At 73.0% G+C, this 23,176-nt stretch carries 21 protein-coding genes; 14 read left to right on the top strand and 7 right to left on the bottom strand.

What is annotated here, in order from left to right; genetic code table 11:
- Entirely contained in the window at positions 1-654 is a 654-nt protein-coding gene (locus AB0J88_RS03255) for an SIMPL domain-containing protein (protein ID WP_364355440.1), read from the top strand.
- Here AB0J88_RS03255 and AB0J88_RS03260 read toward each other — a convergent pair.
- Positions 637-1,275, bottom strand: a complete 639-nt coding sequence (locus AB0J88_RS03260; RefSeq protein WP_364355437.1) for a DNA-3-methyladenine glycosylase 2 family protein — start codon at positions 1,273-1,275, stop codon at positions 637-639. The genes AB0J88_RS03255 and AB0J88_RS03260 overlap by 18 nt on opposite strands.
- Positions 1,272-1,592 (bottom strand): nitroreductase/quinone reductase family protein, encoded by a 321-nt coding sequence (locus AB0J88_RS03265; RefSeq protein ID WP_364355434.1) that lies wholly within the window; start codon positions 1,590-1,592, stop codon positions 1,272-1,274. The genes AB0J88_RS03260 and AB0J88_RS03265 overlap by 4 nt, the downstream gene beginning before the upstream one ends.
- Positions 1,593-1,676: 84 nt before the next feature.
- Between AB0J88_RS03265 and AB0J88_RS03270 the strand changes: the two genes are divergently transcribed.
- Positions 1,677-2,303, top strand: a complete 627-nt coding sequence (locus AB0J88_RS03270) for a nucleoside/nucleotide kinase family protein (protein ID WP_364355432.1) — start codon at positions 1,677-1,679, stop codon at positions 2,301-2,303.
- On the opposite strand, the gene dapD is transcribed toward AB0J88_RS03270, so the two are convergent.
- Positions 2,300-3,250 (bottom strand): 2,3,4,5-tetrahydropyridine-2,6-dicarboxylate N-succinyltransferase, encoded by a 951-nt coding sequence (gene dapD / locus AB0J88_RS03275; RefSeq protein WP_364355429.1) that lies wholly within the window; start codon positions 3,248-3,250, stop codon positions 2,300-2,302. The two genes, AB0J88_RS03270 and dapD, sit on opposite strands and share 4 nt — an antisense overlap.
- Before the next feature lie 24 nt (positions 3,251-3,274).
- Here dapD and dapE point away from each other — a divergent pair, with 24 nt between their 5' ends.
- Positions 3,275-4,342 carry a succinyl-diaminopimelate desuccinylase gene (gene dapE, locus AB0J88_RS03280; RefSeq protein WP_364355426.1) on the top strand — a complete coding sequence of 356 codons (1,068 nt, stop codon included), beginning with the start codon at positions 3,275-3,277 and terminating at the stop codon, positions 4,340-4,342.
- Here the strand turns inward: dapE and AB0J88_RS03285 are convergent.
- Positions 4,339-4,500 (bottom strand): hypothetical protein, encoded by a 162-nt coding sequence (locus AB0J88_RS03285; protein ID WP_364355423.1) that lies wholly within the window; start codon positions 4,498-4,500, stop codon positions 4,339-4,341. The two genes, dapE and AB0J88_RS03285, sit on opposite strands and share 4 nt — an antisense overlap.
- 240 nt (positions 4,501-4,740) lie before the next feature.
- On the opposite strand from AB0J88_RS03285, the gene AB0J88_RS03290 reads away from it, so the two are divergent.
- The 4 genes from AB0J88_RS03290 to AB0J88_RS03305 all read left to right on the top strand — a co-directional run bounded on the left by AB0J88_RS03290 (position 4,741) and on the right by AB0J88_RS03305 (position 13,192).
- Entirely contained in the window at positions 4,741-5,559 is an 819-nt protein-coding gene (locus AB0J88_RS03290) for a TIGR00730 family Rossman fold protein (RefSeq protein WP_364355420.1), read from the top strand.
- Between the two features lie 3 nt (positions 5,560-5,562).
- Positions 5,563-6,099: a TIGR00730 family Rossman fold protein gene (locus AB0J88_RS03295; protein ID WP_364355417.1), complete on the top strand. Its 537-nt coding sequence runs from the start codon at positions 5,563-5,565 to the stop codon at positions 6,097-6,099.
- A gap of 64 nt (positions 6,100-6,163) precedes the next feature.
- The gene (locus AB0J88_RS03300) at positions 6,164-9,736 is read left to right on the top strand and encodes an ATP-dependent DNA helicase (protein ID WP_364355414.1); all 3,573 of its coding nucleotides are present in this window, start codon (positions 6,164-6,166) and stop codon (positions 9,734-9,736) included.
- Positions 9,737-9,886: 150 nt separating this feature from the next.
- A complete protein-coding gene (locus tag AB0J88_RS03305) occupies positions 9,887-13,192 on the top strand; it encodes a UvrD-helicase domain-containing protein (RefSeq protein WP_364355412.1) in 3,306 nt (1,101 codons plus the stop codon).
- On the opposite strand, the gene AB0J88_RS03310 is transcribed toward AB0J88_RS03305, so the two are convergent.
- Positions 13,157-14,368, bottom strand: coding sequence for a M20 family metallopeptidase (locus AB0J88_RS03310; protein WP_364355410.1), 1,212 nt, complete (start codon positions 14,366-14,368; stop codon positions 13,157-13,159). The genes AB0J88_RS03305 and AB0J88_RS03310 overlap by 36 nt on opposite strands.
- An 11-nt stretch (positions 14,369-14,379) precedes the next feature.
- Entirely contained in the window at positions 14,380-14,787 is a 408-nt protein-coding gene (locus AB0J88_RS03315; RefSeq protein ID WP_364355407.1) for a pilus assembly protein CpaE, read from the bottom strand.
- Between the two features lie 35 nt (positions 14,788-14,822).
- On the opposite strand from AB0J88_RS03315, the gene AB0J88_RS03320 reads away from it, so the two are divergent.
- Genes AB0J88_RS03320 through nudC form a run of 4 tightly spaced genes read left to right on the top strand, consistent with a single transcriptional unit; the run spans position 14,823 to position 19,277 of the window.
- Positions 14,823-15,653, top strand: coding sequence for a hypothetical protein (locus tag AB0J88_RS03320; RefSeq protein ID WP_364355404.1), 831 nt, complete (start codon positions 14,823-14,825; stop codon positions 15,651-15,653).
- Positions 15,654-15,691: 38 nt separating this feature from the next.
- Positions 15,692-16,999 carry a pitrilysin family protein gene (locus AB0J88_RS03325; protein WP_364355401.1) on the top strand — a complete coding sequence of 436 codons (1,308 nt, stop codon included), beginning with the start codon at positions 15,692-15,694 and terminating at the stop codon, positions 16,997-16,999.
- Positions 16,996-18,315, top strand: a complete 1,320-nt coding sequence (locus tag AB0J88_RS03330; RefSeq protein WP_364355398.1) for a pitrilysin family protein — start codon at positions 16,996-16,998, stop codon at positions 18,313-18,315. The genes AB0J88_RS03325 and AB0J88_RS03330 overlap by 4 nt, the downstream gene beginning before the upstream one ends.
- Complete coding sequence (gene nudC, locus AB0J88_RS03335; protein ID WP_364355395.1) at positions 18,312-19,277, top strand: NAD(+) diphosphatase; 966 nt, start codon at positions 18,312-18,314, stop codon at positions 19,275-19,277. The genes AB0J88_RS03330 and nudC overlap by 4 nt, the downstream gene beginning before the upstream one ends.
- Positions 19,278-19,380: 103 nt before the next feature.
- Here the strand turns inward: nudC and AB0J88_RS03340 are convergent, their stop codons facing one another.
- On the bottom strand, positions 19,381-19,626 hold the full coding sequence (locus AB0J88_RS03340) for a mycoredoxin (RefSeq protein WP_364355392.1): 246 nt from the start codon (positions 19,624-19,626) through the stop codon (positions 19,381-19,383).
- Positions 19,627-19,698: 72 nt separating this feature from the next.
- Here AB0J88_RS03340 and AB0J88_RS03345 point away from each other — a divergent pair, with 72 nt between their 5' ends.
- From AB0J88_RS03345 to AB0J88_RS03355, 3 genes are all read left to right on the top strand, one after another.
- The gene (locus AB0J88_RS03345) at positions 19,699-21,879 is read left to right on the top strand and encodes an ATP-dependent DNA helicase UvrD2 (protein ID WP_364355389.1); all 2,181 of its coding nucleotides are present in this window, start codon (positions 19,699-19,701) and stop codon (positions 21,877-21,879) included.
- A gap of 125 nt (positions 21,880-22,004) precedes the next feature.
- The gene (locus tag AB0J88_RS03350; RefSeq protein ID WP_364355386.1) at positions 22,005-22,253 is read left to right on the top strand and encodes a hypothetical protein; all 249 of its coding nucleotides are present in this window, start codon (positions 22,005-22,007) and stop codon (positions 22,251-22,253) included.
- Positions 22,254-22,383: 130 nt separating this feature from the next.
- Positions 22,384-22,755 carry a WhiB family transcriptional regulator gene (locus AB0J88_RS03355; RefSeq protein ID WP_090792512.1) on the top strand — a complete coding sequence of 124 codons (372 nt, stop codon included), beginning with the start codon at positions 22,384-22,386 and terminating at the stop codon, positions 22,753-22,755.
- Positions 22,756-23,176: the final 421 nt, after the last annotated feature.

The raw sequence follows: 23,176 nt of genomic DNA on the forward strand, positions 1-23,176 counted from the left end.
ATGGCGGATCCGGTGGTGGCCGTGCGGGGCGAGGCGGTGCGCGAGGTGCCGCCGGAGCTCGCCCGGTTCGCCGTCACCGTCTCGGCGCGCGACAAGGACCGGCAGGCCACCCTGCGCCGGCTGGCCGAGCGGGCGGAGCGGACCCGGGCGGTGATCGACGGCTACGGCGACGCCGTGGAGCGCCGCGAGTCCGGCGGCCTGCAGGTCTACCCCGAGCGCAAGCGATCCGGTGAGAAGGTCGCGGCCTACCACGGCAGCGTCACCACGACCGTCACGCTGACCGACTTCGAGGTGCTAGGTGAGCTGATGCTGCGGCTGGCCGACCAGGACCAGACCGAGGTCGGCGGGCCGTGGTGGGAGCTGCGGCCCGACAGCCCGGCCCATCGCGAGGTGCGGCGGGCCGCGATCGACGACGCGATCTCGGTGGCCCGCGACTACGCGGCTGCGCTCGGTGCCCGGATCACCGCGCTGGTCGAGGTCGCCGACGCCGGCCTGCGCCCACCGGGACCGCAGCCGATGTTCGCCCGCGCGGCGGTCGATGCGGGCGGCGCCGGGCCGGTTGTTGACCTCGACCCGCAGATGCAGACCGTGCACGCGGCGATCGAGGCCCGCTTCACCATCAGCGAGCCGACGGTCCTAGCGCAGGTCGACTGACGTGTCGCCGGGCTCCCGCGCGGCCGCGGCCCAGCAGTAGCGGGCCACCACCGTCCGGTACGGCCGGAACCGCTCACCCTCCGGCTCGAGTTGCTTGGGCGTCGGCAGGTCGTCCCGGTGCCAGATGCGCGCGAAGCCCTGCCGCACGCCGAGGTCGTCGACCGGCCACACGTCGAGGCGCCGCAGCTCGAAGATCAGGAACATCTCGGCGGTCCAGGGGCCGATGCCGCGTACGCTGACCAGCCGTTCGATGATCTCCTCGTCCGGCATCCGCGCGTTCGCCCCCAGGACCACGGTGCCGTCGATGACCTTGGCCGCCAGGTCCCGCAGCGCGGCCATCTTGTTGTGTGAGAGCCCCGCGCCCAGCAGCTGCTCGTCGGAGAGGCCGGCCAGCGCCTCGGGGGTGAACGGGCCGTCGACCAGCGCCCGCAGCCGGCCGTGGATGGCCATCGCGGAATGCCCGGAGAGCTGCTGGAACGTGATCGCCCGGACCAGCGCGGCGAACGGCCCGTCAGGGTCCCGCTCGCGGTGGTGGATCGGCCCGGCTCGGCGGATCACCCGCGCCAGGGCCGGGTCGATCGCGGCCACCCGGTCGGTCGCCTGGGCGAGCCCGACCGTCAAGAGTCCCGCACCTCGACCGCCACGTCGACGCCCGGGTAGTACGCGGTCACGTCGGACGCGCCGTACTTGCTGGTGAACCCTTCGATCACGTGCTCGACCGTGGGCCGGTCCGTGATCAGGCGGGCCTTGGCCGAGGTCGGCCCGAGCTTGATCGTCGGGTTCTTGCGGAGGTTCCGGTACCACTGGCTGCGCGCGCCGCCGACCGGCAGCAGGAAGGTGGACTTGCCCTCACGGACGAACCAGACGGGGATCGAGTGACCCTGTCCGGTCCGCCGGCCGATGGTGGTGAGTTCGATCTCCGTCTCTTCGCGTGCCATCGCACACCCCCTCCTGACCACGGTAGGCATGGCGGCCGAGCAGCCGCGCAGTAACGGCCGATCCGGCGTGCGATAGTTCCACGCGTGACGTCGTACCCCCTCGATGTGCTCGTGGCCCGGGCGGCGGCGCTGGCCGACCTCGGTCCCCGCCGCGTGCTGGGCATCGTCGGCGCACCCGGCGCCGGCAAGTCCACCCTGGCCGCCCGGATCGTCGACGGGGTCGGGCCGGCGGCCGCGCTGGTCCCGATGGACGGCTACCACCTGGCCGAGGCTGAGCTCCACCGGCTCGGGCGGCACGACCGCAAGGGCGCGATCGACACGTTCGACGCCGGCGGCTACGTCTCGATGCTCGGCCGGCTGGCCGCCGGCGGACCCGAGACCGTCTACGCGCCGCAGTTCCACCGGGAGATCGAGGAACCGATCGCGGGATCGATCCCGGTGCCGCAGGAGGTGCGGCTGGTGGTGACCGAAGGCAACTACCTGCTCGTGCCCGACGAGCCGTGGTCGGGCGTGCGGCTGCTGCTCGACGAGGTCTGGTACCTGGACCTCGACGAGGAGGAGCGGCTGCGCCGGCTGGTCGACCGGCACATGGCGTACGGGCGCAGCCGGGCCGAGGCCAAGGCCCGGTCCTACGGCAGCGACCAGGTCAACGCCGAGCTGATCGCGACGACCCGCTCGCGCGCCGACCTGGTCGTCCGCCTGGTCGACTAGTCGTTGGCGTGCAGGGCCGCGTTGAGCTCGATGCCGCGGCCCGAGCGTGGCCGGGCCTCGAGCGCGCCGGTCACGGAGTTGCGCCAGAACAGCAGGTTGGGCAGGCCCGCGAGCTCGCGTGCCTTGACCACGCGGCCGTCCGGCAGCGTGATCTTCGAGCCGGCGGTGATGTAGCAGCCCGCCTCGACCACGCAGTCGTCGCCGAGCGTGATGCCGATGCCGGCGTTCGCGCCCAGCAGGCAGCGCTCGCCGATCCGCAGCTTGTCCTTGCCGCCCCCGGACAGAGTGCCGAGGATGGACGCGCCGCCGCCGATGTCGGAGCCGTCGCCGACCACGACCCCGGCCACGATCCGGCCCTCCACCATCGAGGTGCCGAGCGTGCCGGCGTTGAAGTTGACGAAGCCCTCGTGCATCACGGTCGTGCCGCTGGCCAGGTGGGCACCGAGGCGCACCCGGTCCGCGTCGGCGATCCGGACACCCGCCGGCACCACGTAGTCGGTCATGCGCGGGAACTTGTCGACACCGTAGACGGCGAGCTGGCGGCCGGCCAGCCGCTCGCGGACGCGCAGCTCGTCGACCCTGTCCGGCGGGCACGGCCCGGCCGAGGTCCAGGCGACGTTGGCCAGCATGCCGAAGATGCCGTCGAGGTTGAGCTCGTTGGGCCGGACGATGCGGTGGGAGAGCAGGTGCAGCCGCAGGTACGCGTCCGCGGTGTCCTTGATCGGGTCGGCCAGCGAGCCGAGCTCCACGACCACGATCTCGGCGCGCAGCCCGGGCAGGGCGCGCTCACCGACGGCGCCGGCGGCGGCGCCGAGCAGGTCGGCCGGGTCACCGGCTGGCCGCTCGCCGAGCCCTAGGTTGTCCGCCGGGAACCAGGCGTCGAGCACCTGGCCTTCCGCGGTGCTGGTCGACAGTCCGATTCCCCAGGCAGGCTGCTCGCTCGTCACGGTTCAAACGGTAGCGTGCGAGTCATGACCAACCCGCTTACCCCCGCCGTCCTGTCGGATCCGGTCGAGCTGACCCGCGTGCTGGTCGACATCGAGTCGGTGTCGCTGCACGAGAAGGACATCGCGGACTGCGTGGAGCAGGTCCTGCGGGCAGCCCCGCACCTGCGGGTGGAGCGGCTGGGCAACACGGTCATGGCCCGCACCGAGCTCGGCCGGGCGCAGCGGGTGGTGCTCGCCGGCCACCTCGACACGGTGCCGATCGCCGACAACCTGCCGGCCAGGGTCGACGGCGAGATCATGTACGGCTGCGGCACCTCGGACATGAAGTCCGGCGTCGCGCTGGCCCTCCAGCTCGCCGTGGCGCTGCCGGAGCCGCGCTACGACCTGACCTACTTCTTCTACGAGGCCGAGGAGATCGACTCCGCGTACAACGGGCTCACTCTGGTCTCCAAGAGCCACCCGGAGTGGCTCGCGGCCGACTTCGCCGTGCTGCTCGAACCCACCCACGGCGTGGTCGAGGCGGGTTGTCAGGGCACGATGCGAGTGCTGGTGTCGACCACCGGCAAGCGGGCGCACTCGGCCCGTTCGTGGCGGGGCGTCAACGCGATCCACGCGGCCGCGGGCGTGCTCGACCGGCTGGCCGCCTACGAGGCGCGGCAGGTCACCATCGACGGCTGCGCCTATCGCGAAGGCCTCAACGCGGTGCGGATCAACGGCGGCATCGCCGGCAACGTGATCCCGGACCGGTGCGAGATCGAGGTCAACTACCGGTTCGCGCCCGACCGTACCGTCGAGGACGCGGAGGCCCACCTTCGCGAGCTTTTCGAGGGGTACGAGGTGACGATGGTCGACGCGGCCCCCGGAGCGCTGCCTGGGCTGACCGCGGCGCCGGCGCAGGAGTTCCTGGAGGCGGTCGGCGCGGACCCGATCGGCAAGCTGGGTTGGACCGACGTGTCACGCTTCGCCGCGATGGGCATCCCGGCGCTCAACTTCGGCCCGGGCGACCCGAACGTGGCCCACGCGGTCGACGAGCGCGTCGAGATCCCGCTGATCAGGCAGGGAGCGGCCACCCTGCACCGCTGGCTCGCCTAACTGCTGGAGACCGCGTCGTCGATGGGGTGGATCTCCATCGTCGGCTCGTCGTCCTCGTCGGCGATCGGCGCGATGCGGTCGAGCCGCCGCTCGGCCACGACCGCTCGGATGCGGCGGTGCATTTCGCGGCGCTGGCGGAGCTGATCGAAGCGGGTCATCGTGGCTTCCTCCCCCCAAGGTGCCCGGCGGTGCCCGGGCGAAGCTGCATACCCGGTATTCGAAAGATAAGACGCCCGACAAGCGAATTCGGTTGCGGCTACATCCGTGTGAATTTCTTGTTGTTCCGAATTCTGGCCGGACGGTGGAATCGTCCTGAGTTACCCCGTGCTCTCTTTCGGCGTTGTTCGCGGGCGGGCCGGAACCTGGTGTCCCGGTCCGTTTTGGCTACCGTGGTGACCATGACTCACGGATACGGCCGCGACCCCGACCGGCTGCGGGGACCGGAACGCCACCGCGGCGCCGTCACGTTGCGCCGCGACGCGGTCCCTAACAGCACCGCTGACCAGCGCCTGCTGGACTCGCGTACGCGGGCGGACTGGAAGACCAAGGACGCCTGGCGCGCGTTGCGCATCCTCAGTGAGTTCGTCGAGGGTTTCGACACGCTCGCCGACCTGCCGCCGGCGGTCAGCGTGTTCGGCTCGGCCCGCAGTAAGCCGCAGAGCCCGGAATGCGTCATGGCCGAGCAGGTCGGCGCCGCGTTGGCCCGGGCCGGCTACGCGGTGATCACCGGCGGCGGCCCGGGCGTGATGGAAGCCGCGAACCGGGGCGCCACCGAGGCCGGCGGACTCTCCGTCGGGCTGGGCATCGAGCTTCCGTTCGAGCAGGGCATCAACGACTGGGTCGACATGGGCATCGACTTCCGCTATTTCTTCGCGCGCAAGACGATGTTCGTCAAGTACGCGCAGGCGTTCGTGGTGCTCCCCGGCGGCTTCGGCACGATGGACGAGCTCTTCGAGGCGCTGACCCTGGTGCAGACCGGCAAGGTCACCCGGTTCCCGGTGGTCCTGATGGGCGAGGCGTACTGGCGCGGCCTGCTCGAATGGATGCGCAACACGCTGGTCGTCGACGGCAAGATCGGCGAGGCCGACCTGGACCTGGTCTGCGTCACCGACGACGTCGACGCCGCCGTCCGCTACATCGTGGACGCCGACGCGGCCCTCGCGGCCGAGCGGGAAGCCCTGCACGAGGCCGCGGTGGCCAGCCACAACGGCGCCTGAGCCGTGGCCGCCATCTGCGTGTTCTGCGCGTCGTCCCGGACCCTCGACCAGCGCTGGCTCGATCTCGCCACCGAGGTCGGCGCGGCGCTGGCCCGGCACGGCCACGTGCTGGTCTCGGGCGGCGGCCGGGCCGGCATGATGGGCGCGGTCGCCGCGGGCGCCCGGGCCGAGGGCGGTCACACCATCGGCGTGATCCCGCAGTCCCTGGTCGACCGCGAGATCGCCGACACCCGCTCGGGCGAGCTCGTGGTCACCGACGGCCTGGCCAGCCGCAAGAACCTGATGATCGAGAAGTCGGACGCCTTCCTGACCCTGCCGGGTGGCATCGGCTCGCTCGACGAGCTGTTCGAGGTCTGGACCACGGCCTCGTTGCAGGTCCACGACAAGCCGGTGGTCGTGCTGGACGTCGACGGCTTCTACGGCGGCCTGCTGGGCTGGCTTTCGTCGCTGGTCCCGACCGGTTTCGTCCGCCGCGAGTCGATCGACCGCCTGATCGTCGTGACCAGCATCGACGAGGCCCTGGCCGCCCTGCCCGGCTAGCTTCGCCCGTTCGGGGCCGGTGGTGCCGGTGTGGCTTGTCGGACCCGCGTGGTTCGATGGGCGGATGCAGGCGTACCGGCTGGTTCGCCGGGCGCCCGCGCCGGAGGAGCCTCGGGCTGCCCGGCTCGACCCGTTGCAGGCCAATGTCGTCGCGCACGGCGACGGGCCGTTGCTCGTGCTCGGCGGGCCCGGCACCGGCAAGACCAACACGCTGGTCGAGGCCGTGGCCGCCCGGGTCGCGTCCGGCGTCGACCCCGAGCGCGTGCTCGTGCTCACGTTCAGCCGGCGCGGTGCCGGCGCGTTGCGTGACCGGATCGAGGCACGGATCGCGGCCGGCGACGGGCGGGTGGTGCACGAGCCGTTGGTCCGCACCTTCCCGGCGTACGCGTTCGGCATGCTCCGGCGGGCCGCGGCGTTGCGTGGTGAGCCTTCGCCCCGGCTGCTCACCGGTCCCGAGCAGGATCTGGTGATCCGCGAGCTGCTCGACGTCGTCGGACCGGACGGCGAGGGCGACGACCCGATCGGCTGGCCCGAGCACCTGCGGCCGGCGCTGCGCACCCGGGCTTTCGCCGAGCAGCTGCGCGACCTGCTCATGCGGGCCGCCGAGCGGGGGATCGGGCCGGTCGAGCTGGCCCGACTGGGCGAGCGGCTGGGTCGCGACGACTGGCCGGCGGCGGCGCGGTTCCTGCGCGAATACGTGGCCGTCCTGGCGCTGCGCGACGTGACCACGCGCGGCTCGGTCGCCTACGACGCCGCCGAGCTCGTGCGGGCCGCCAGCGGCCTGCTCGACGACGACCCCGAGCTGCTCGCCGCCGAGCGGGCGCGGCTCGCCATCGTCTACGTCGACGAGCTGGCCGACACCGACCCGGCGCAGCTCGACCTGCTGCACCGCGTCGCGGGTGGTGGCCTTCCGCTGGTGGCGTTCGCCGACCCCGACTCGTCGACGTTCGCGTTCCGCGGTGCCGACCCGGCCGGGGTGACCACGTTCCCGCACCGGTTCCGCACCGCGTCCGGGGCCGTCGCGCGCACCGTCACGCTGCGCACCGACTACCGGTCCAGCGGTCCGCTGTTCGAGGCCACCGGCCGGGTGGCGCGCCGGCTGCGCGGGCCGGTCGGGCACCGCCGCGCGTTGCCCGCTCCCGACGCGGCGCCGGGTCGCGTCGAGGTGCGCACCTTCCGCTCCCGCACCAGCGAGGCCGCCTTCCTCGCCCACGCGCTGCGCGAGGCGCACCTGCTCGACGGGGTGCCCTGGTCGCGCATGGCGGTGCTGATGCGGTCGACCACCCTCCAGCTCCCCGCGCTCCAGCGGGCCCTGCACTCGTCCGGCGTGCCGACCGTGGTGCACGCCGAAGACCTGCCGCTGCACCAGCAGCCCGCGGTGGCACCGCTGCTGTTGCTGCTGCGCTGCGCGCTCGAGCCGGAGCGGCTCGACGAGGAGGCGGCGGTCGCGCTGCTGCACTCGCCGCTCGGCGGTGCCGACCCCCTGGCAGAGCGCCGGCTGCGGCAGGGGCTGCGCACGCTCGCTCTCGCCGCGGGTGACCGGCGGCCGTCCGGCGAGCTGCTGGTCGAGGCGCTGCGTGACCCGGCCGAGCTGGCCGCGGTCGAGCGCCGGTGGGCGGCGCCGGCCAAGTCGGTCGCCCGGCTGCTGGCCGTCGCCCGCGAGGCCGCGGCCGAGCCGGCGAGCACCGCCGAAGACGTGCTCTGGGCGCTCTGGCGGGCGACCGGGCTCGGCGAGCGGTGGTACGGAGCGATCGTCCGCGCCGGCCGGGCCACCGGGGAGCCCGACAACGGTCCGCGCTGGCGGGCCGCCGCCGCCGACCGTGACCTCGACGCGGCCGTGGTGCTGTTCGACGCGGCCGCCCGATTCGTCGACCGGCTGCCGGGCGCGCGCACCGAGGTGTTCCTCGACCACGTGCTCGGCCAGCAGCTGCCGGCCGACACGATCGCGCCGAGCGCCGACCGGGGCGAGGCCGTCCGGCTGCTGACCGCGCACGCGGCCAAGGGTCTCGAGTGGGATCTGGTCGCGGTGGCAGGCGTGCAGGAGGGTGTCTGGCCCGACCTGCGGCTGCGCGGCACGCTGCTCGGCTCGGAGCGGCTGGTCGACGTGGTGTCCGGGCGCGCCGACAGCACCGGCGTGGCGGCGTCGCTGGTCGGCCAGGCGTCGGCGCTGCTCGACGAGGAGCGCCGGCTGTTCTACGTGGCGGTCACCCGCGCGCGCCAGCGGCTGCTGGTCTCGGCGGTCAACTCGTCCGCGGTCGGTGGCGCCGACCACGAGGAGCAGCCCAGCCGCTTCCTGCACGAGCTGCTCGGGCCGAGTGGCTCCACGCCGTCCGACGGCGACGAGTCGGACCCGGACGGACCGGATGGTCCGGACGTGCAGGGGCCGGACGGGCCGGACCTGCACGGGCCTGACTCGCACGGGCCGGGCGGGTCGGACTCACCCGGGCCGGAGCCCGACGAGCCGCACGACCCTGACGACGGCGGCGGTGAGCTGCCGCCCGATCCCGATGACCTGCCGGTTGACGACGACGGGCGGGTGATCTGGCCCGACGAGGAGTGGCCCGAGGTCGCGGCGCCGGGTGGGGGAGCGCCGACCCCGGTGGTGGTCCGGCCGCGCGCGGCCGAGACGACCGACGACGACGAGCTGCCGCTGGCCCGGCCGCCACGCGCGATGACCCTGCCCGCGCTGGTGGCCGAGTTGCGCACCGCGGCCACCGACCCGGCCGCCTCGGCGACCCGCCGGCACGCCGCCGCGGCCGAGCTGGCCCGGCTGGCCGCCGCCGGCGTGCCGGGCGCACACCCCGACGACTGGTGGGGGCTGCGTCCGCTCTCCGACGACCGGCCGCTCGCCGACGAAGGCGAGACCGTCCGGGTCACCCCGTCCACGATGGAGAGCGCGCTGCGGTGCAGCCTGCGATGGCTGCTCGAACGGCACGGCGGCGCGGCGCCGGCCACCGCCGCCCAGGGCATCGGCAACCTCGTGCACGCGGCGGCCATGCTGGCCGAGGACGCGGCCGCCGACCGCGAACGGCTGATCGAATACGTCGCCGCCCGGTTCGACGCGATCGACCTCGCCGCCCGCTGGCTGGCCGGCCCCGAGCGCGAGCGGGCCGAGGCGATGGTCGACAAGCTGCTGGTCTGGCTGGCCGCCAACCCGCGCCGGCTGCTCGCCATCGAGCAGGAGTTCGCGGTCCGGCTCAATGACCCGACCCGCGACATCGAGCTGCGCGGCCGGGTCGACCGGCTCGAGGTCGACGCTGACGGGCGGATCGTCGTGGTCGACCTCAAGACCGGCCGCAGCTCGTCGACCGCCGAAGACCTGGCCGAGCATCCGCAGCTCGCCGCCTACCAGGCGGCCGTCCAGGCGGGCGCGTTCGACGAGCACGGCGCCGAACCCGGCGGCGCGGCCCTGGTGCAGCTCGGCACCACCGCCAAGGCGGCCAAGGAGCAGGTCCAGCCGTCGCTGGCGGAGCACGAGGACCCGGACTGGGCGCAGGCACTGGTGCGCCGCACCGCCGACACGATGGCCGCGTCGACGTTCCACGCCATCGCCAACAGCCGCTGCCGGGTCTGCCCGGTGCGCACGAGCTGCCCGATCTCGGGCAAGGGACGCCAGGTCGTGGAGCCCACATCATGACCGAGCCTTGGCGAGGGCATCATCGGCAGAGCCCGCCCGGGCAGGGCGGGTCACCACGAAGTGGGGACCCGTCATGACCGAGCCTTGGCGAGGGCATCATCGGCAGAGCCCGCCCGGGCAGGGCGGGTCACCACGAAGTGGGGACCCGTCATGACCCAACCGTCGCTTTTCACTACGGCGCCGGCCCCGCGCAAGGTGGCCTCCGCCGGGCCGCGTTACACGCCCGTCGAGCTGGCGAAGCTGCTCGGGATGCGCTACGCGCCGACCGCCGAGCAGTCCGCGATCATCGCCGCTCCGGTCGAGCCGCTGCTGGTCGTCGCCGGTGCCGGCTCGGGCAAGACCGAGACCATGGCGGCCCGGGTGGTCTGGCTGGTGGCCAACGGCTACGCCACGCCCGACCAGATCCTCGGCCTCACCTTCACCCGCAAGGCGGCCGGCGAGCTGGCCCACCGGGTGCGGATGCGGTTGGGCCAACTGGTCCGCCGGCTCGGCCGGGCCGGTGACCTGTCCGGCGAGGCGACGATCTCGACGTATCACTCGTACGCCGCCCGCGTGGTCACCGAGCACGGCCTGCGCTCGGGCTACGAGCCGGCGACCCGCCTGCTCACCGAAGCGTCCCGGTGGCAGATCGTCGACCTGATCGTGCGCAACTACGACGGCGACATGTCCGATGTGGAGCGCGCGGCCAGCACGGTCACCGACGCGGTCCTGGCCCTCTCCGGCGAGCTGGCCGAGCACCTGGTCACTCCCGACGAGCTGGCCGGCTGGACGGGCCGGTTCTTCGCCGAGGTGCAGGGCCGGCCGGGCCGGGTCTACGCCGACGTGAAGAAGGCCCTGGCCACCCAACAGGCGCGGCTGGCGCTGCTGCCGATGGTCCGCGCGTACGACAAACGCAAGATCGATTTTGAGGCGATGGACTTCGGCGACCAGATGGCCCGTGCGGCCCGGGTGGCCCGCGACCACGCCGACGTGGGCGCCGTCGAGCGCGCCCGCTATCCGATCGTGCTGCTCGACGAGTTCCAGGACACCAGCCACGCCCAGGTGGTGCTGCTGCGCTCGCTGTTCGGCGGCGGCCACCCGGTGACCGCGGTCGGCGACCCGTGCCAGTCCATCTACGGCTGGCGCGGGGCCAGCGCCGGCACGCTGGAGCGGTTCCCCAACGAGTTCGCGCGCGCTGACGGCAAGCCGGCCCGGTCGCTCACCCTGACCACGAGCTGGCGCAACCGGCCGGAGATCCTCCGGGTCGCCAACCAGCTGTCGGCGCCGCTGCGGGCGGCCGGCGCCCAGGTGGCCGAGCTCGCCCCGGCGTTCAGCGTCGACGAGCCCATCCGCGGCCGGGAGACCGTCCACTGTGCGCTGCTGCCGACCGTCGGCGACGAGGCCGCGTGGATCGCCGACAGCGTCCTTTCCGCCTGGCGCGGTGCGGCCCGGATGGCCGACGCGCTGCCCGAGCACATCCCGCTGGAGCGCCGCCCGACCACCGCGGTGCTGGTCCGGGTCCGCTCGCAGATCCCCGCGATCGAGAACGCGCTGCGCTCCCGCGGCCTGCCGGTCGAGGTGGTCGGCCTCGGCGGCCTGCTGGACACGCCCGAGGTCCGCGACGTGGTCTGCACGCTGCGGGTGCTCGCCGACCCGACCGACGGCGCCTCGCTGCTGCGGCTGCTCACCGGCGCCCGCTGGCGGATCGGCCCGCGTGACCTGGTGGCGCTGCACCGGCGGTCCCGCTCGATCGCGGCCGCCCGGCGCGACCTGGCCCAGCCGGACGAGGAAGACCTCGTGCCGGACGCGCTCGACGAAGCCACCCTGGTCGAGGCGCTGGCCGACCTCGGCCCCGCCCAGCTCTACTCGGCCGAGGGTTTCGCCCGGCTGCGCGCGTACGGCAACGAACTGGCCCTGCTCCGCCTCCGCATCGACCAGCCGCTGCCCGACCTGATCGCCGACGTCGAGCGCACCATCGGGCTCGACGTCGAGGTCGCGGTGCGCGCCGGCACCGGCGGCCGGGGCGGCGACGCCGGTCTGGCCCGCGGCCATCTCGACGCGCTCGGCGACGTGGCCGCCCGGTTCGCCCGCGACAGCGACAACGGCGCGCTGCCCGGCTTCCTCGCCTATCTCGCCGCCGCCGAAGACGAGGAGCGCGGGCTGGAGCCCGGGGAGGTCGAGGTGGTCGAGGGCGCGGTCCAGGTGCTCACCGCGCACGCCGCCAAGGGCCTCGAGTGGGACGTGGTCGCGGTCGCCGGCCTGACCCGCGGCGTCTGGCCCGGCACCGCCCGCGCGTCCGACCACTACCTGCACGGCCTGGGCGTGCTGCCGTTCCCGCTGCGCGGCGACGCCGGCGGGCTGCCCCGGTTCCCGCTCGACGACACCGGCGACCAGCGCGAGGTGATGACCGCGCTGAGCGAGTTCAACGAGGAGTGGAAAGCGCACGACGAGCGCGAGGAGCGCCGGCTGGCCTACGTCGCCGTGACCCGACCGCGACGACTGCTGCTCTGCTCGGGGTACTGGTGGGGCGAGGGCGTCAAGCGCCCGCGCGGACCGTCGCGGTTCCTGGTCGAGGTGCACGACGCCTGCCTCGCGGGCAGCGGGACGGTCGACGAGTGGGCACCGGAGCCCGCCGGCGAGTCCAACCCGATGGTCGAGGAGACGCCCAGCGCGGAGTGGCCCGGCGATCCGCTCGGTCCGCGCCGGGCGGGGATGACCGAGGCCGCGACCCTCGTGCGCCGCCTGATGACCGAGCCCGACGCCGACGCGCTGCTCGATCCGGCGGCCGCCGACGACGCCGCGCGCTGGCGGCGCGAGGTCGACCTGCTGATCGCCGAGCGCGACAAGTTGGTCCGCGGCCCCGGCCCGCTCGAGGTCGTGCTGCCCGACCACCTGACCGTCTCGCAGCTCGTGCTGCTGCAACGCGACCCGCAGGCGTTGGCCCGCTCGCTGCGCCGGCCGATGCCCTCCCGGCCCGACCCGTACGCCCGCCGGGGCACCGCCTTCCACACCTGGCTGGAGCAGCGGTTCGGCGCGGTCCGGCTGCTCGACGTCGACGAGCTGCCCGGTGCCGCCGACGAGGACGCCGCGCCCGACGAGGCGCTGGCCGAGCTCCAGGAGCTCTTCCTGGCCAGCGAGTGGGCCGACCGCACGCCGATCGAGGTCGAGGTGCCGTTCGCGACCGCGGTCGGCGGCGTCGTGCTGCGCGGCCGGATGGACGCGGTGTTCGCCGAGCCCGGCGACCGGTTCGACGTGGTCGACTGGAAGACCGGCCGCCGCCCGGCCGGTGCCGACGAGCGCGCTGCCGCGATCCAGCTCGCCGCGTACCGCCTGGCCTGGGCTCACCTGGCCGGCGTCCCGGTGGAGCGGGTCCGGGCGGCGTTCCACTACGTCCGCGACGGCGAGACCGTCCGCCCGGTCGACCTGCTCGACGCCGACGGGCTAGCGGCCCTGGTCACCGCCCTGCCCACGGTCTAGCCGGCGGAACGCGAGCTCGGCCAGCAGGGCGCTGCCGTCGGCGACGACCGCGTCGTCGAACATCGCGTCGGCCGAGTGGTTGGATGGTGCCGTGGCCGGGTCCAGCTCCGGCGGGCACGCGCCGAGGTTGAGGTAGGCGCCGGGCACCTTCTCCAGCACGAACGACATGTCCTCGGAGCCGGTCTTCGGGTTGACCAGCCACTGGTAGCGCTGCTGGCCGAACACCTCGGACGCGGTGGCGGCGGCGAACTCGGCCTCGGCGACGTCGTTGACCACCGCCGGGTAGCCGCGCTCGAAGTCCACCTCGACGTCGAGGCCGTGGGCCGTGGCGATGCCTCGGACGACCTCGGTCGTGCGGCGGACCAGCTTCTCGCGGGCCGGCGCCCCGAACGAGCGCAGCGAGGCGGAGAACTCGGCCGTCGACGGGATGACGTTGTCGACCGTGCCGGCGTGGAACTGGCCGACGGTGAGCACGACCGGGTCGAAGACGTCGAAGCCGCGGGTCACCATGGTCTGCAACGCCAGCACCATCTCGCAGGCCGCCGGGATCGGGTCGCGCGTGCGGAACGGCGTCGAGCCGTGGCCGCCGGAGCCGAGCACGCGCACCTTGCAGGTGTCGTGGGCGGCACCGAAGACGCCACGCCGGCCGAAGAACATCCCGCGCGGAAAGACCGCCGACACATGGAGGGCGTACGCGGCCACGGGTGGGTCGCCGGCCGCCGAGAGCAGCCCTTCGGCGAGCATCGGCTCGGCGCCGCCGGGACCCTCCTCGCCCGGCTGGAACATGAAGACGACGTCGCCCGCCAACTCGTCGCGCACCGCGCTGAGCAGCCGCACCGCTCCGACCAGGATCGCCATGTGCAGGTCGTGGCCGCAGGCGTGCATCGCGCCCGGGATCGTCGACGAATACGGCAGGCCGGTCCGTTCGGTCACCGGCAGCGCGTCCATGTCGCCGCGCAGCAGCACCGCCGGGCCGGGCCGGCCGCCCCGCAGCACCGCGACGACCGAGCTGAGCGCGCGCCCGGTGGTGACCTCGAGCGGCAGGTCGGCCAGCTCGGCGAGCACCGTCGCCTGCGTCTCCGGCAGCCGCAGGCCGATCTCGGGCCGCCGGTGCAAACGGCGACGCAGGTCCACCAGCTCCGGGCTGATCGTCTCCGCGGACTTCCGGAACTTCATCGCGCTCCTTCTCAGTCGACGCCCAACCTGATCAGGTCCAGCAACGCCGCGCCGTACGCCTCCTCGGCCGTGTCCGCCTCGAAGTCCAGCCGCCGGTCGCCGACTTCGAGCGCCACCCGCCAACCGCCGCCTGTGTGTTCCAGCATGTGGAACGTCCCACCCAGCAGCTCACGGAGCTGATCCTCGCGCGGCAGCCAGATCGCCTCGCTCTGCTCGAGGTCGTCCATCGCCCACTCGGTCGTGCCGTTGAAGCCGATCACCGGGCCGTCAGGCAGCTCGTGCACCGCGATGACCATGTCGCTCAGCACGAAGACCTCGTCGTCGAGGTCGCGGTCGGGAATGGCGAAGCGGTCGCCCGGCGCGGGCTTCCAGCGCAGGCCGGCGTCGCGGAGGCGGAGGGCGAGCGGCACGGGCAACACGCCCTCCATGGTGCCTCGGATGCTTCACTAGGTGTATGCCGAACGCCGAACGCTTCCCCGCCGGGGCAGTGACGCGGCTCGGCCCGCCGCCCTCCGACCTGCCACCACCACCACCACCACCGCCGTCGGAGGAGCCGCGTGGTCCCCGCAGGCTGTGGTGGTTCGCCGGCGCGGCGGCGTTGATCGTGCTGACCGGGCTCGTCGTGGTGATCGCGGCCCGCCCGGGAGTGAGCCGCCGGCCCGAGGCGCCGGTCGACGCGCGTCCGCCGCTGGCCCGGGCGTGTCCGCCGCCGCCGGACCTGCCCGGCACGGCCGCGCCCGCGACACCCCCGCCGACACCCGCGGGCACCCGGACGGTCGACGAGACGGCCGGGATCTCGTACCCGGCTTACGGGCCGCCGTGGGAGCGGTGGAACACGGTGTGGAACGCCGGTGACCTCCAGGTGCCCTACCGGGTCGGGCAACACTTCGTCACCGAAGCGGCGTACGACGGCCGCAGCGACTACCACGCCTCGGTGCTGTCCGGCGCGGTGCCGGCCGCGACAAACGACGCGTTCACCTTCGACCTGGAGTGCGTCGGTCGCCAGGTGGCCGCCGACGCGCGCGCCAACTACTACCCGCAACCTAACGAACAGGAGCTGATCCGCGACGAGCGGACCGTCCTGGGTGGACGACCGGCCTGGGTGACGGTGTTCCGCCTGCGGTTCAGCACGCCGGGACTGCGGGCCAAGAGCGAGCTCGTGGCGCTGGCCTGCATCGATGTGGGCAAGCCGACGGCGGCGGTGCTCTACGTGTCGGTGCCGGAGACCCATCACCAGTGGGACTGGGTGGCGAACGACGCATTGGCTGGAATGCGGCCGGTCTGAGCGTCAGGTTCGCGTGAGAGCGCGCTAACCTCGGCCCTGTGGCCCGCAGAATAAAGATCCCGGCGACCAAATATCCGGTCGAGCGGTTCACGCTCGACAACGGCCTGCGCGTGGTGTTGGCGCCCGATCGCAGCGCGCCGGTGGTCGGCGTCGCGGTGGTCTACGACGTCGGCATCCGCAGCGAGCCCGAGGGGCGCACCGGATTCGCGCACCTCTTCGAGCACCTGATGTTCCAGGGCTCGGAGAACCTCGAGAAGCTCGCCCACTTCCGGCACGTCCAGGGCGCCGGCGGCACCTTCAACGGCTCGACCCACCTCGACTACACCGACTACTTCGAGACGCTGCCGTCCGGCGCGCTGGAGCGGGCGCTTTTCCTCGAGGCCGACCGGATGCGCGGTCCCCGCCTGACCGAGGAGAACCTGCGCAACCAGGTCGACGTGGTCAAGGAGGAGATCCGGGTCAACGTCCTCAACCGGCCGTACGGCGGGTTCCCGTGGCTGACCCTGCCGCCGGTCATGTTCGACACGTTCCCGAACGCGCACGACGGGTACGGGTCGTTCGAGGACCTGGAGAGCGCCACGGTCGCCGACGCGGCCGAGTTCTTCGAGCGCTACTACGCCTGCGGCAACGCGGTGCTCTCGGTCGCCGGTGACCTCGATGTCGCCGAGGCCACCGAGATGATCAAGCGGCACTTCGGCGACGTGCCGGCCCGGCCCGCGCCGGCCCGCCCGGACTTCGACGAGCCCGACCTGACCAGCGAGCGGCGCGAGTCGTACACGGACCGGCTGGCTCCGCTGCCCGCGGTCGCCTCCGCCTGGCGCGTGCCGAGCCCGATCGACGACTTCGCCGGCTACCTGCCCTTCGTGGTGCTGGCCGAGGTGCTCACCGACGGCGACGCGTCGCGGCTGGTCGAGCGCCTGGTGCTGCGCGACCGCACGGTCACCAGCCTCGGCGGCTACATCGGGTTCATGGGCGAGCCGTTCGAGGTGCGCGACCCCACCGCCGCGCTCCTGCAATATCACCTGCCGCCCGGCGGCGACGTCGACAAGGTGCTGCGCGCCGCCGACGAGGAGCTCGAGCGGCTGGCCACCGACGGTCTGACCGCGGCCGAGCTCGGCCGGGTGCAGGCCCGCATGGCGACCCACCTGCTGCGCGACACCGACGCGGTGCTCGGCCGGGCGCTGCGGATCGCGGTGCTCGAGGAGCAGCGCGGCGAACCTGAGCTGATCAACGACCTGCCGCGCCTGATCGGCGAGGTCACGCCGGAGCAGGTCCGCGCGGCCGCGGCCACCCTGACCCCGCAGCGCCGGGCGTCGATCGAGGTCATCCCCGGAGGCGGAAAGTGAGCGACACGAAGCGCACGTTGCCGGCCCTCCTGCCGGCGGCGCCGATCAAGCTGCCGACCGAGTCCGAGCGGCGGCTGACCAACGGGCTGACCGTGATCGCGATCCGCCGGCCGGCGGTGCCGCTGGTCGAGGTCCGGCTGCGGCTGCCGTTCGCGAAGGCCAACCTCGCCCGCGGTGCGATGCTGTCGCACACGCTGTTCTCCGGCACGGCCGAGCTGTCCACCGTGGAGATCGCCGCCGAGCTCCAGTCGGTCGGCGGCGGCCTGTCCGCGTCGGTCGACCCGGACCGGCTGATGATCAGCGGCAACAGCCTGGCCGCCGGGCTCACCCGGATCCTGGAGATCCTCGGCGAGGTGCTGGACGGGGCGGCGTACCCCAGCGACGAGGTCGGCACCGAGCGGGACCGGCTGGTCGACCACATCCAGGTCGCCAAGAGCCAGCCCGCGCACCTGGCCCGCGAGGCGCTGCTGCGGCGGCTCTACGGGCGGCACCCGTACGCCGTGCAGACCCCGGAGCCGGAGCAGGTGCGCGCGGTCCGGCCGGCCCAGCTGCGGGCGCTGCACGCCGAACGGGTGCACCCGGCCGGCGCGACGCTCGTGCTCGTCGGCGACTTCCAGCCCAAGCGGGCACTCGACACCGCCGAGGCGGTGCTCGGCTCGTGGAACGGCGGCGGCAAGGACGTCTCGTTGCCGAACGCGCCGCAGCCCGAGCCCGGCCCGGTGCTGCTGGTCGACCGGCCCGACTCCGTGCAGTCGTCGCTGCGCATGGCGCTGCCCGCCGTGCCCCGGACCCACCCGGACCACGCCGCGCTCCAGTTGGCCAACCTGGTGTTCGGCGGCTACTTCTCGTCCCGCTGGGTCGAGAACATCCGCGAGGACAAGGGTTACACGTACGGGCCGCACTCGGTGATCGACCACTCGGCCGCGGGGTCGGTCGTGCTGCTCTCGGCCGAGGTCGCCACCGACGTGACCGGCCCGGCGCTGCTGGAGACGGTCTACGAGCTCGGCCGGATGGCCACCCTGCCGCCCGGTGAGGAAGAGCTGGAGCAGGCGCGGCAATACCTGCTCGGCACGCTGATGCTCGGTGTCTCGACCCAGAGCGGGATCGCCGCGCTGGCCACGACGTACGCCGGGGCGGGTCTGCGGTTGGACTTCCTCTCCGACTACACCGAGCAGGTGCGCACCGTGACGCGCGACGACGTCGCCGCCGCGGCCGCGAAGTACCTGGCACCGTCCGGCGCCGTGACCGTGATCCTCGGGGACGCGTCGAAGATCGAGGCGCCGGTGGCCACGCTGCGTGAGATCGAGGTGGAATGACCGCTGTCCCGCCCCTTGCCCGGGCCACGCTGGACCGGGCGGGGCACCGGCGGTCGGACCCGCATTGGCTCGAGTCGGTGTGGCCGTCCGCCCGGCTGCTGCGGGTCGACTCGACGACCGGCACGGCGCTGTTCCGCGACCTGGTCACCGGCGACGCGGCCGACGCCGCGGTAGGTGCCGTGCTGTCGCTGGTCGTCGGTGACACGTCCGATGTGGACCCGTCGACGGCGGTCCTGCTGGGTGTGGAGCCGGACGGGGTGGCGGTCTTCGCGGTCGACGGCACGCTGCCGGCGATCGAGGGGACGCGCCCGGCGAACCTGCGCGACGTCGGGCATCAGCTCAGCGACCGCGACGCGGGCCTGCTCACCACGGCGCTGGCGATTCTCAACTGGCACGCCCGCAGCCGCTACTCGGAACGGACGGGCCAGCCGACCACGATCGGCGACGCGGGTTGGTCGCGGGCGGACGCTTCAGGCAACCAGACCTGGCCGCGCACCGACCCCGCCATGATCGTGCTGGTCACCGACGGCGTTGCCGGCCCCGAGGGCCGTTGCCTGCTCGGCAACAACGCGACGTGGCCGAAGCAGCCGGGCTTCCGGCGCTTCTCGTGTCTCGCGGGTTACGTCGAGCCGGGCGAGTCCGCCGAGGCTGCGGTGACCCGTGAGGTCTCCGAGGAGGTCGGCATCGCGCTGGACCGGATCGACTACGTGGCCAGCCAGGCGTGGCCGTTCCCGGGCTCACTGATGCTGGCCTATACGGCGGTGGCGGATCCGGCGCAGCCGCTCAAGGTCGACCCGGCGGAGATCACCGAGGCCCGCTGGTTCACCCGGGCGGAGGTCCGCGAGTTGCTCGCGGGCGCGCGGGTGGACCTCGGCACCGCCGACGAGCCGGCACTCATGACGCTGCCGATGGAAGTCTCGATCGCGCACTACCTGATCGCGACCTGGGCCGGGGTCGGGTAACGCGGACCCGGCTGGTCAGGGGCCCGGGTTGTGGGTCCCTGACCATTGCGCGCGGGAGCAAACGGTCGTGCGCCCGACGGACGCGCGTAGATCCGCTTCTGCTTTATGCCGTTTCAAGCGAAGCGAGATGTGTCTTCACCTGGGTGATCGACGGGTTGGTGAGGGCGGTGCCGTCGTCGAACCGAAGTGTCGGAACTGTCTGGTTGCCGCCGTTGACGCTCATGACGTAGTCGGCCGAGGCCGGGTCGCGCTCGATGTCGATCACTTCGTACGCGATGCCCTCGCGGTCGAGCTGGGACTTCAGGCGGTGGCAGTAGCCGCACCACGAGGTGGAGTACATCGTCAACATCGAGCTTCCTCCGGGGGTTGGGGGGTCCTCCGTTGGAGAGAACGTCGGACCTGGCTGTCATGATTCCTGACTGTGGCGGTTGACTCTCCGGCGGAGCAGGTCCTCTCGGGCCTTGACCCCGAGCAGCGCACCGCTGTGACCGCGGCCGCCGGGCCGGTCTGCATCCTGGCCGGTGCCGGCACCGGTAAGACGCGGGCGATCACGCACCGCATCGCCTATCGCACGCTGCGTGGTGACATCGCGGGGCGGCATCTGTTGGCCGTCACGTTCACCGCGCGCGCCGCTGCCGAGATGCGCTCTCGGCTGGCGGCGCTGGGGGTCGGTGGGGTGCAGGCGCGCACGTTCCACGCGGCGGCCCTGCGACAGGTTCGCTACTTCGCGCCGCGCCTGCTCGCCGGGCGTGAGCTGCCCGAGCTCGTCGACAGCAAGGCGCGGCTGGTCGGGCTGGCCGCGGCCCGGGTGGGTGTGCGCACCGACCGCACCGGCGCGCGCGACCTGGCCGGTGAGATCGAGTGGGCCAAGTCGTCGCTGGTCGAGCCCGGTGAATACGTGGTCGCGGCGGCCAAGGCGACGCGCGAGACGCCGTTCGAGGCGGCCAAGGTGGCCGAGGTGTTCGCGGCCTACGAGCAGCTCAAGCGGGGCAACGGGGTGATCGACTTCGAAGACCTGCTGCGGGCCGCGGTGTGGGGGATCGAGGAGCACTCCGACGTCGCGGAGCAGGTGCGGGCGCAGTACCGGCATTTCGTGGTCGACGAGTACCAGGACGTCAACCCGTTGCAGCAACGGTTGCTCGACGCCTGGCTCGGCGGGCGCGACGACCTGACCGTGGTCGGCGACGCGTCGCAGACGATCTACTCGTTCACGGGCGCGACGTCCGCTTATCTGATCGACTTCCCGCGCAAGCGGCGTGACGCGGTGGTGGTCCGGCTGGTCCGCGACTACCGGTCGACGCCGCAGGTGGTCGGGCTGGCCAACGCGGTGATCCGGCAGGCCCGCGGCTCCGAGGCGCGGCTGCGGCTCGAGCTGATCGGCCAGCGGCCCTCGGGTGCCGAGCCGGAGCTGCGGATCTTCCAGGACGAGCCGGGGGAGGCGGCGGCGGTCGCGGCGCGCTGCCGTGCGCTTGTCGCCGCCGGCACTCCGGCCCGGGAGATCGCGGTGCTGTTCCGCACCAACGCGCAGTCCGAGACCTACGAGAAGGCGTTGGCCGAGGCCGAGGTGCCCTACGTGGTGCAGGGAGCCGAGCGGTTCTTCGAGCGCACCGAGATCCGACAGGCGGTGGTGGCGCTGCGGGCGGCCACCCGGTCGACCGACCCGGCCGAGCCGCTGGTGCGGTCGGTGGCCGCCGCGCTGGAGGCGGTCGGCTGGGCGCCTGAGCAGCGGCCACCCGGTGGCGCGGCACGCGAGCGGTGGGAGGCGCTGGCCGCGCTGGTGCAGGTCGCCGAGGAGTTCGCGGCCACGCCGGTGCTGCTGCCGATCGGCGAGGGCGCGGTGTCGTCGCGTACGCCCTCCCTCGCGGACTTCGTCGACGAGCTCGCGCGGCGGGCCGCGGCGCAGCACGCTCCGACCGTCGACGGCGTGACCCTGGCGTCGCTGCACTCGGCCAAGGGGCTCGAATGGGACGCCGTGTTCGTGGTCGGGCTTTCGGACGGCACCCTGCCCACGACCTACGCGAAGACTCCGGAGCAGGTCGAGGAGGAGCGCCGGCTGCTCTATGTCGGGGTGACTCGGGCGCGGGAGTGGCTCTGGCTGTCCTACGCGATCTCGCGCTCGCCGGGTGGGCGGCCCCGTCGGCCGTGTCGGTTCCTGCCGCAGTTCGACGGGCGGTCGGGTGGGTCCGGTGCCGGTGCTGGCTCCGGTTCTGGCGTGGCGCGGCTCAGTCGCAAAACTGACAGCAGGCCACCACGGATCGTGTCGTGCCGGGTCTGCGGTGCCACCCTGCTCGGCGGCGCCGACCGCAAGCTCGGCCGGTGCGCGACCTGTCCGTCCGATCTGGACGAAGAGCTGCTGGAGCGGCTCCAGGCCTGGCGGGCGCGCGTTTCCGCAGGTCAGCGCGTTCCGGCATACGTCGTCTTCACTGACGCGACGCTTGTGGCGATCGCCGAGCGCAAGCCCGCGCAGCGATCCGACCTGATCGCCATCGCCGGGATCGGGCCGCGGAAGCTGGGTCTCTACGGCGACGCGGCGCTGGCCCTGGTGGCCGGTGCGGCCGTTGATGATCTTGAGCCAGAAAAAACTTCTGCGAATGACCCGTAAAACCGTTTGCCCTCCCTCGGAGGGGAGGCATAGCCTCAGAGCACATCAGGAGAGAGCGCTGCTCAAACCTGGTTAGGCAGAGATATTCCGTTCGCATGACGAGTCAGCAGAGGGAGGTGGCCCCGGTGGCAAGCATCACGATGACCCGACCGTGGTCGCTGAGCGATGCCCCGTGCCCGGCTGAGGCTACGCGCCTCGCCGCGCCGGCTTTGGCTCCGATCGCGCCGGCCTATCTGGTCCAGGCTCAGGCCGAGCTGCTCCTGGTGCCGACTGCCGGCACGTTCCACGGGACCAATGTGTCCACGGTCAAGGGCATTCAGGTCAAGGGCGGCATGGATGTCCGCGGCGTTCCACCTCGAAGTAGGCCGGTCTAGCATCTAGACCTCCGGCTCGCTTCGAGGCCGCGGAACCCGCAACCCGGGATCCGCGGCCTCAGTTTTTTTGCTCCATCAGTTTTGCCGAAGCGGTCCATGAGACCGAACGCGAGAGAGAGGTGACCGGGCGATGAGCCTGGCCTTGGCCAACCCCGACGCGAAGAGCGTCGAGTTGGACGCGGAACTGCCTTGTCGGAAGTTCGACCCGGACCTGTGGTTCGCCGACGCACCGACCGAGCTCGAGCTGGCCAAGTCGCTCTGCGGGGACTGCCCGCTGCGCGTCGAGTGCCTGTCGGGTGCGGTCGAGCGTGCCGAGCCCTGGGGCGTCTGGGGCGGCGAGATCTTCGAGCGCGGCGCGGTCGTCCCCCGCAAGCGGCCCCGTGGCCGTCCGCGTAAGGAAGACGTCGCCCGCGACGCGGTCCTCCGAGTCGAGGTCGAGGCGCGGATGGCAGCCGAAGGGCTCGCCGAGCAGCCGCGCGTCGCGGTCCGACTGGCGGCCTGACATGTCAACGGTCCGCGTAAACCACACCAACACCAACGTCGAGAAACCGAGAACCAACGCCATGAACAGTGTGAACGGAGCCACGGAGATGAATCTCATCCAAGAAGCGTTGTCCCGAGCGCGAATGCGACTGCCTCAGACCGGCAGGAAGACGCGCTCTGAGGCCACCCGATCCGCCCGCAACATCGCCATGTCTGCCCGCCGCGAGTCGGCGCGCCAGATGGGTGGCTGGTAGATCACCGCTTTCCCACAAACGGCCCGCTCCCTTTCGGGGGCGGGCCGTTCTTTTCGGGTCATAACATCAAGATCAAGATCGGGTCCCGGGTTCGCGGTGGTCCGGACCGTTGCTCCCGCCGGGGACCGCTCGCTTCGCTTCGCTGCCAGCTTCGTCGTGGGTTCTTTGATGTCGGTGCCGCTCAGC

The sequence above is a fragment of the Asanoa sp. NPDC049475 genome (assembly GCF_040676915.1).
Taxonomy (GTDB): Bacteria; Actinomycetota; Actinomycetes; order Mycobacteriales; family Micromonosporaceae; genus Asanoa.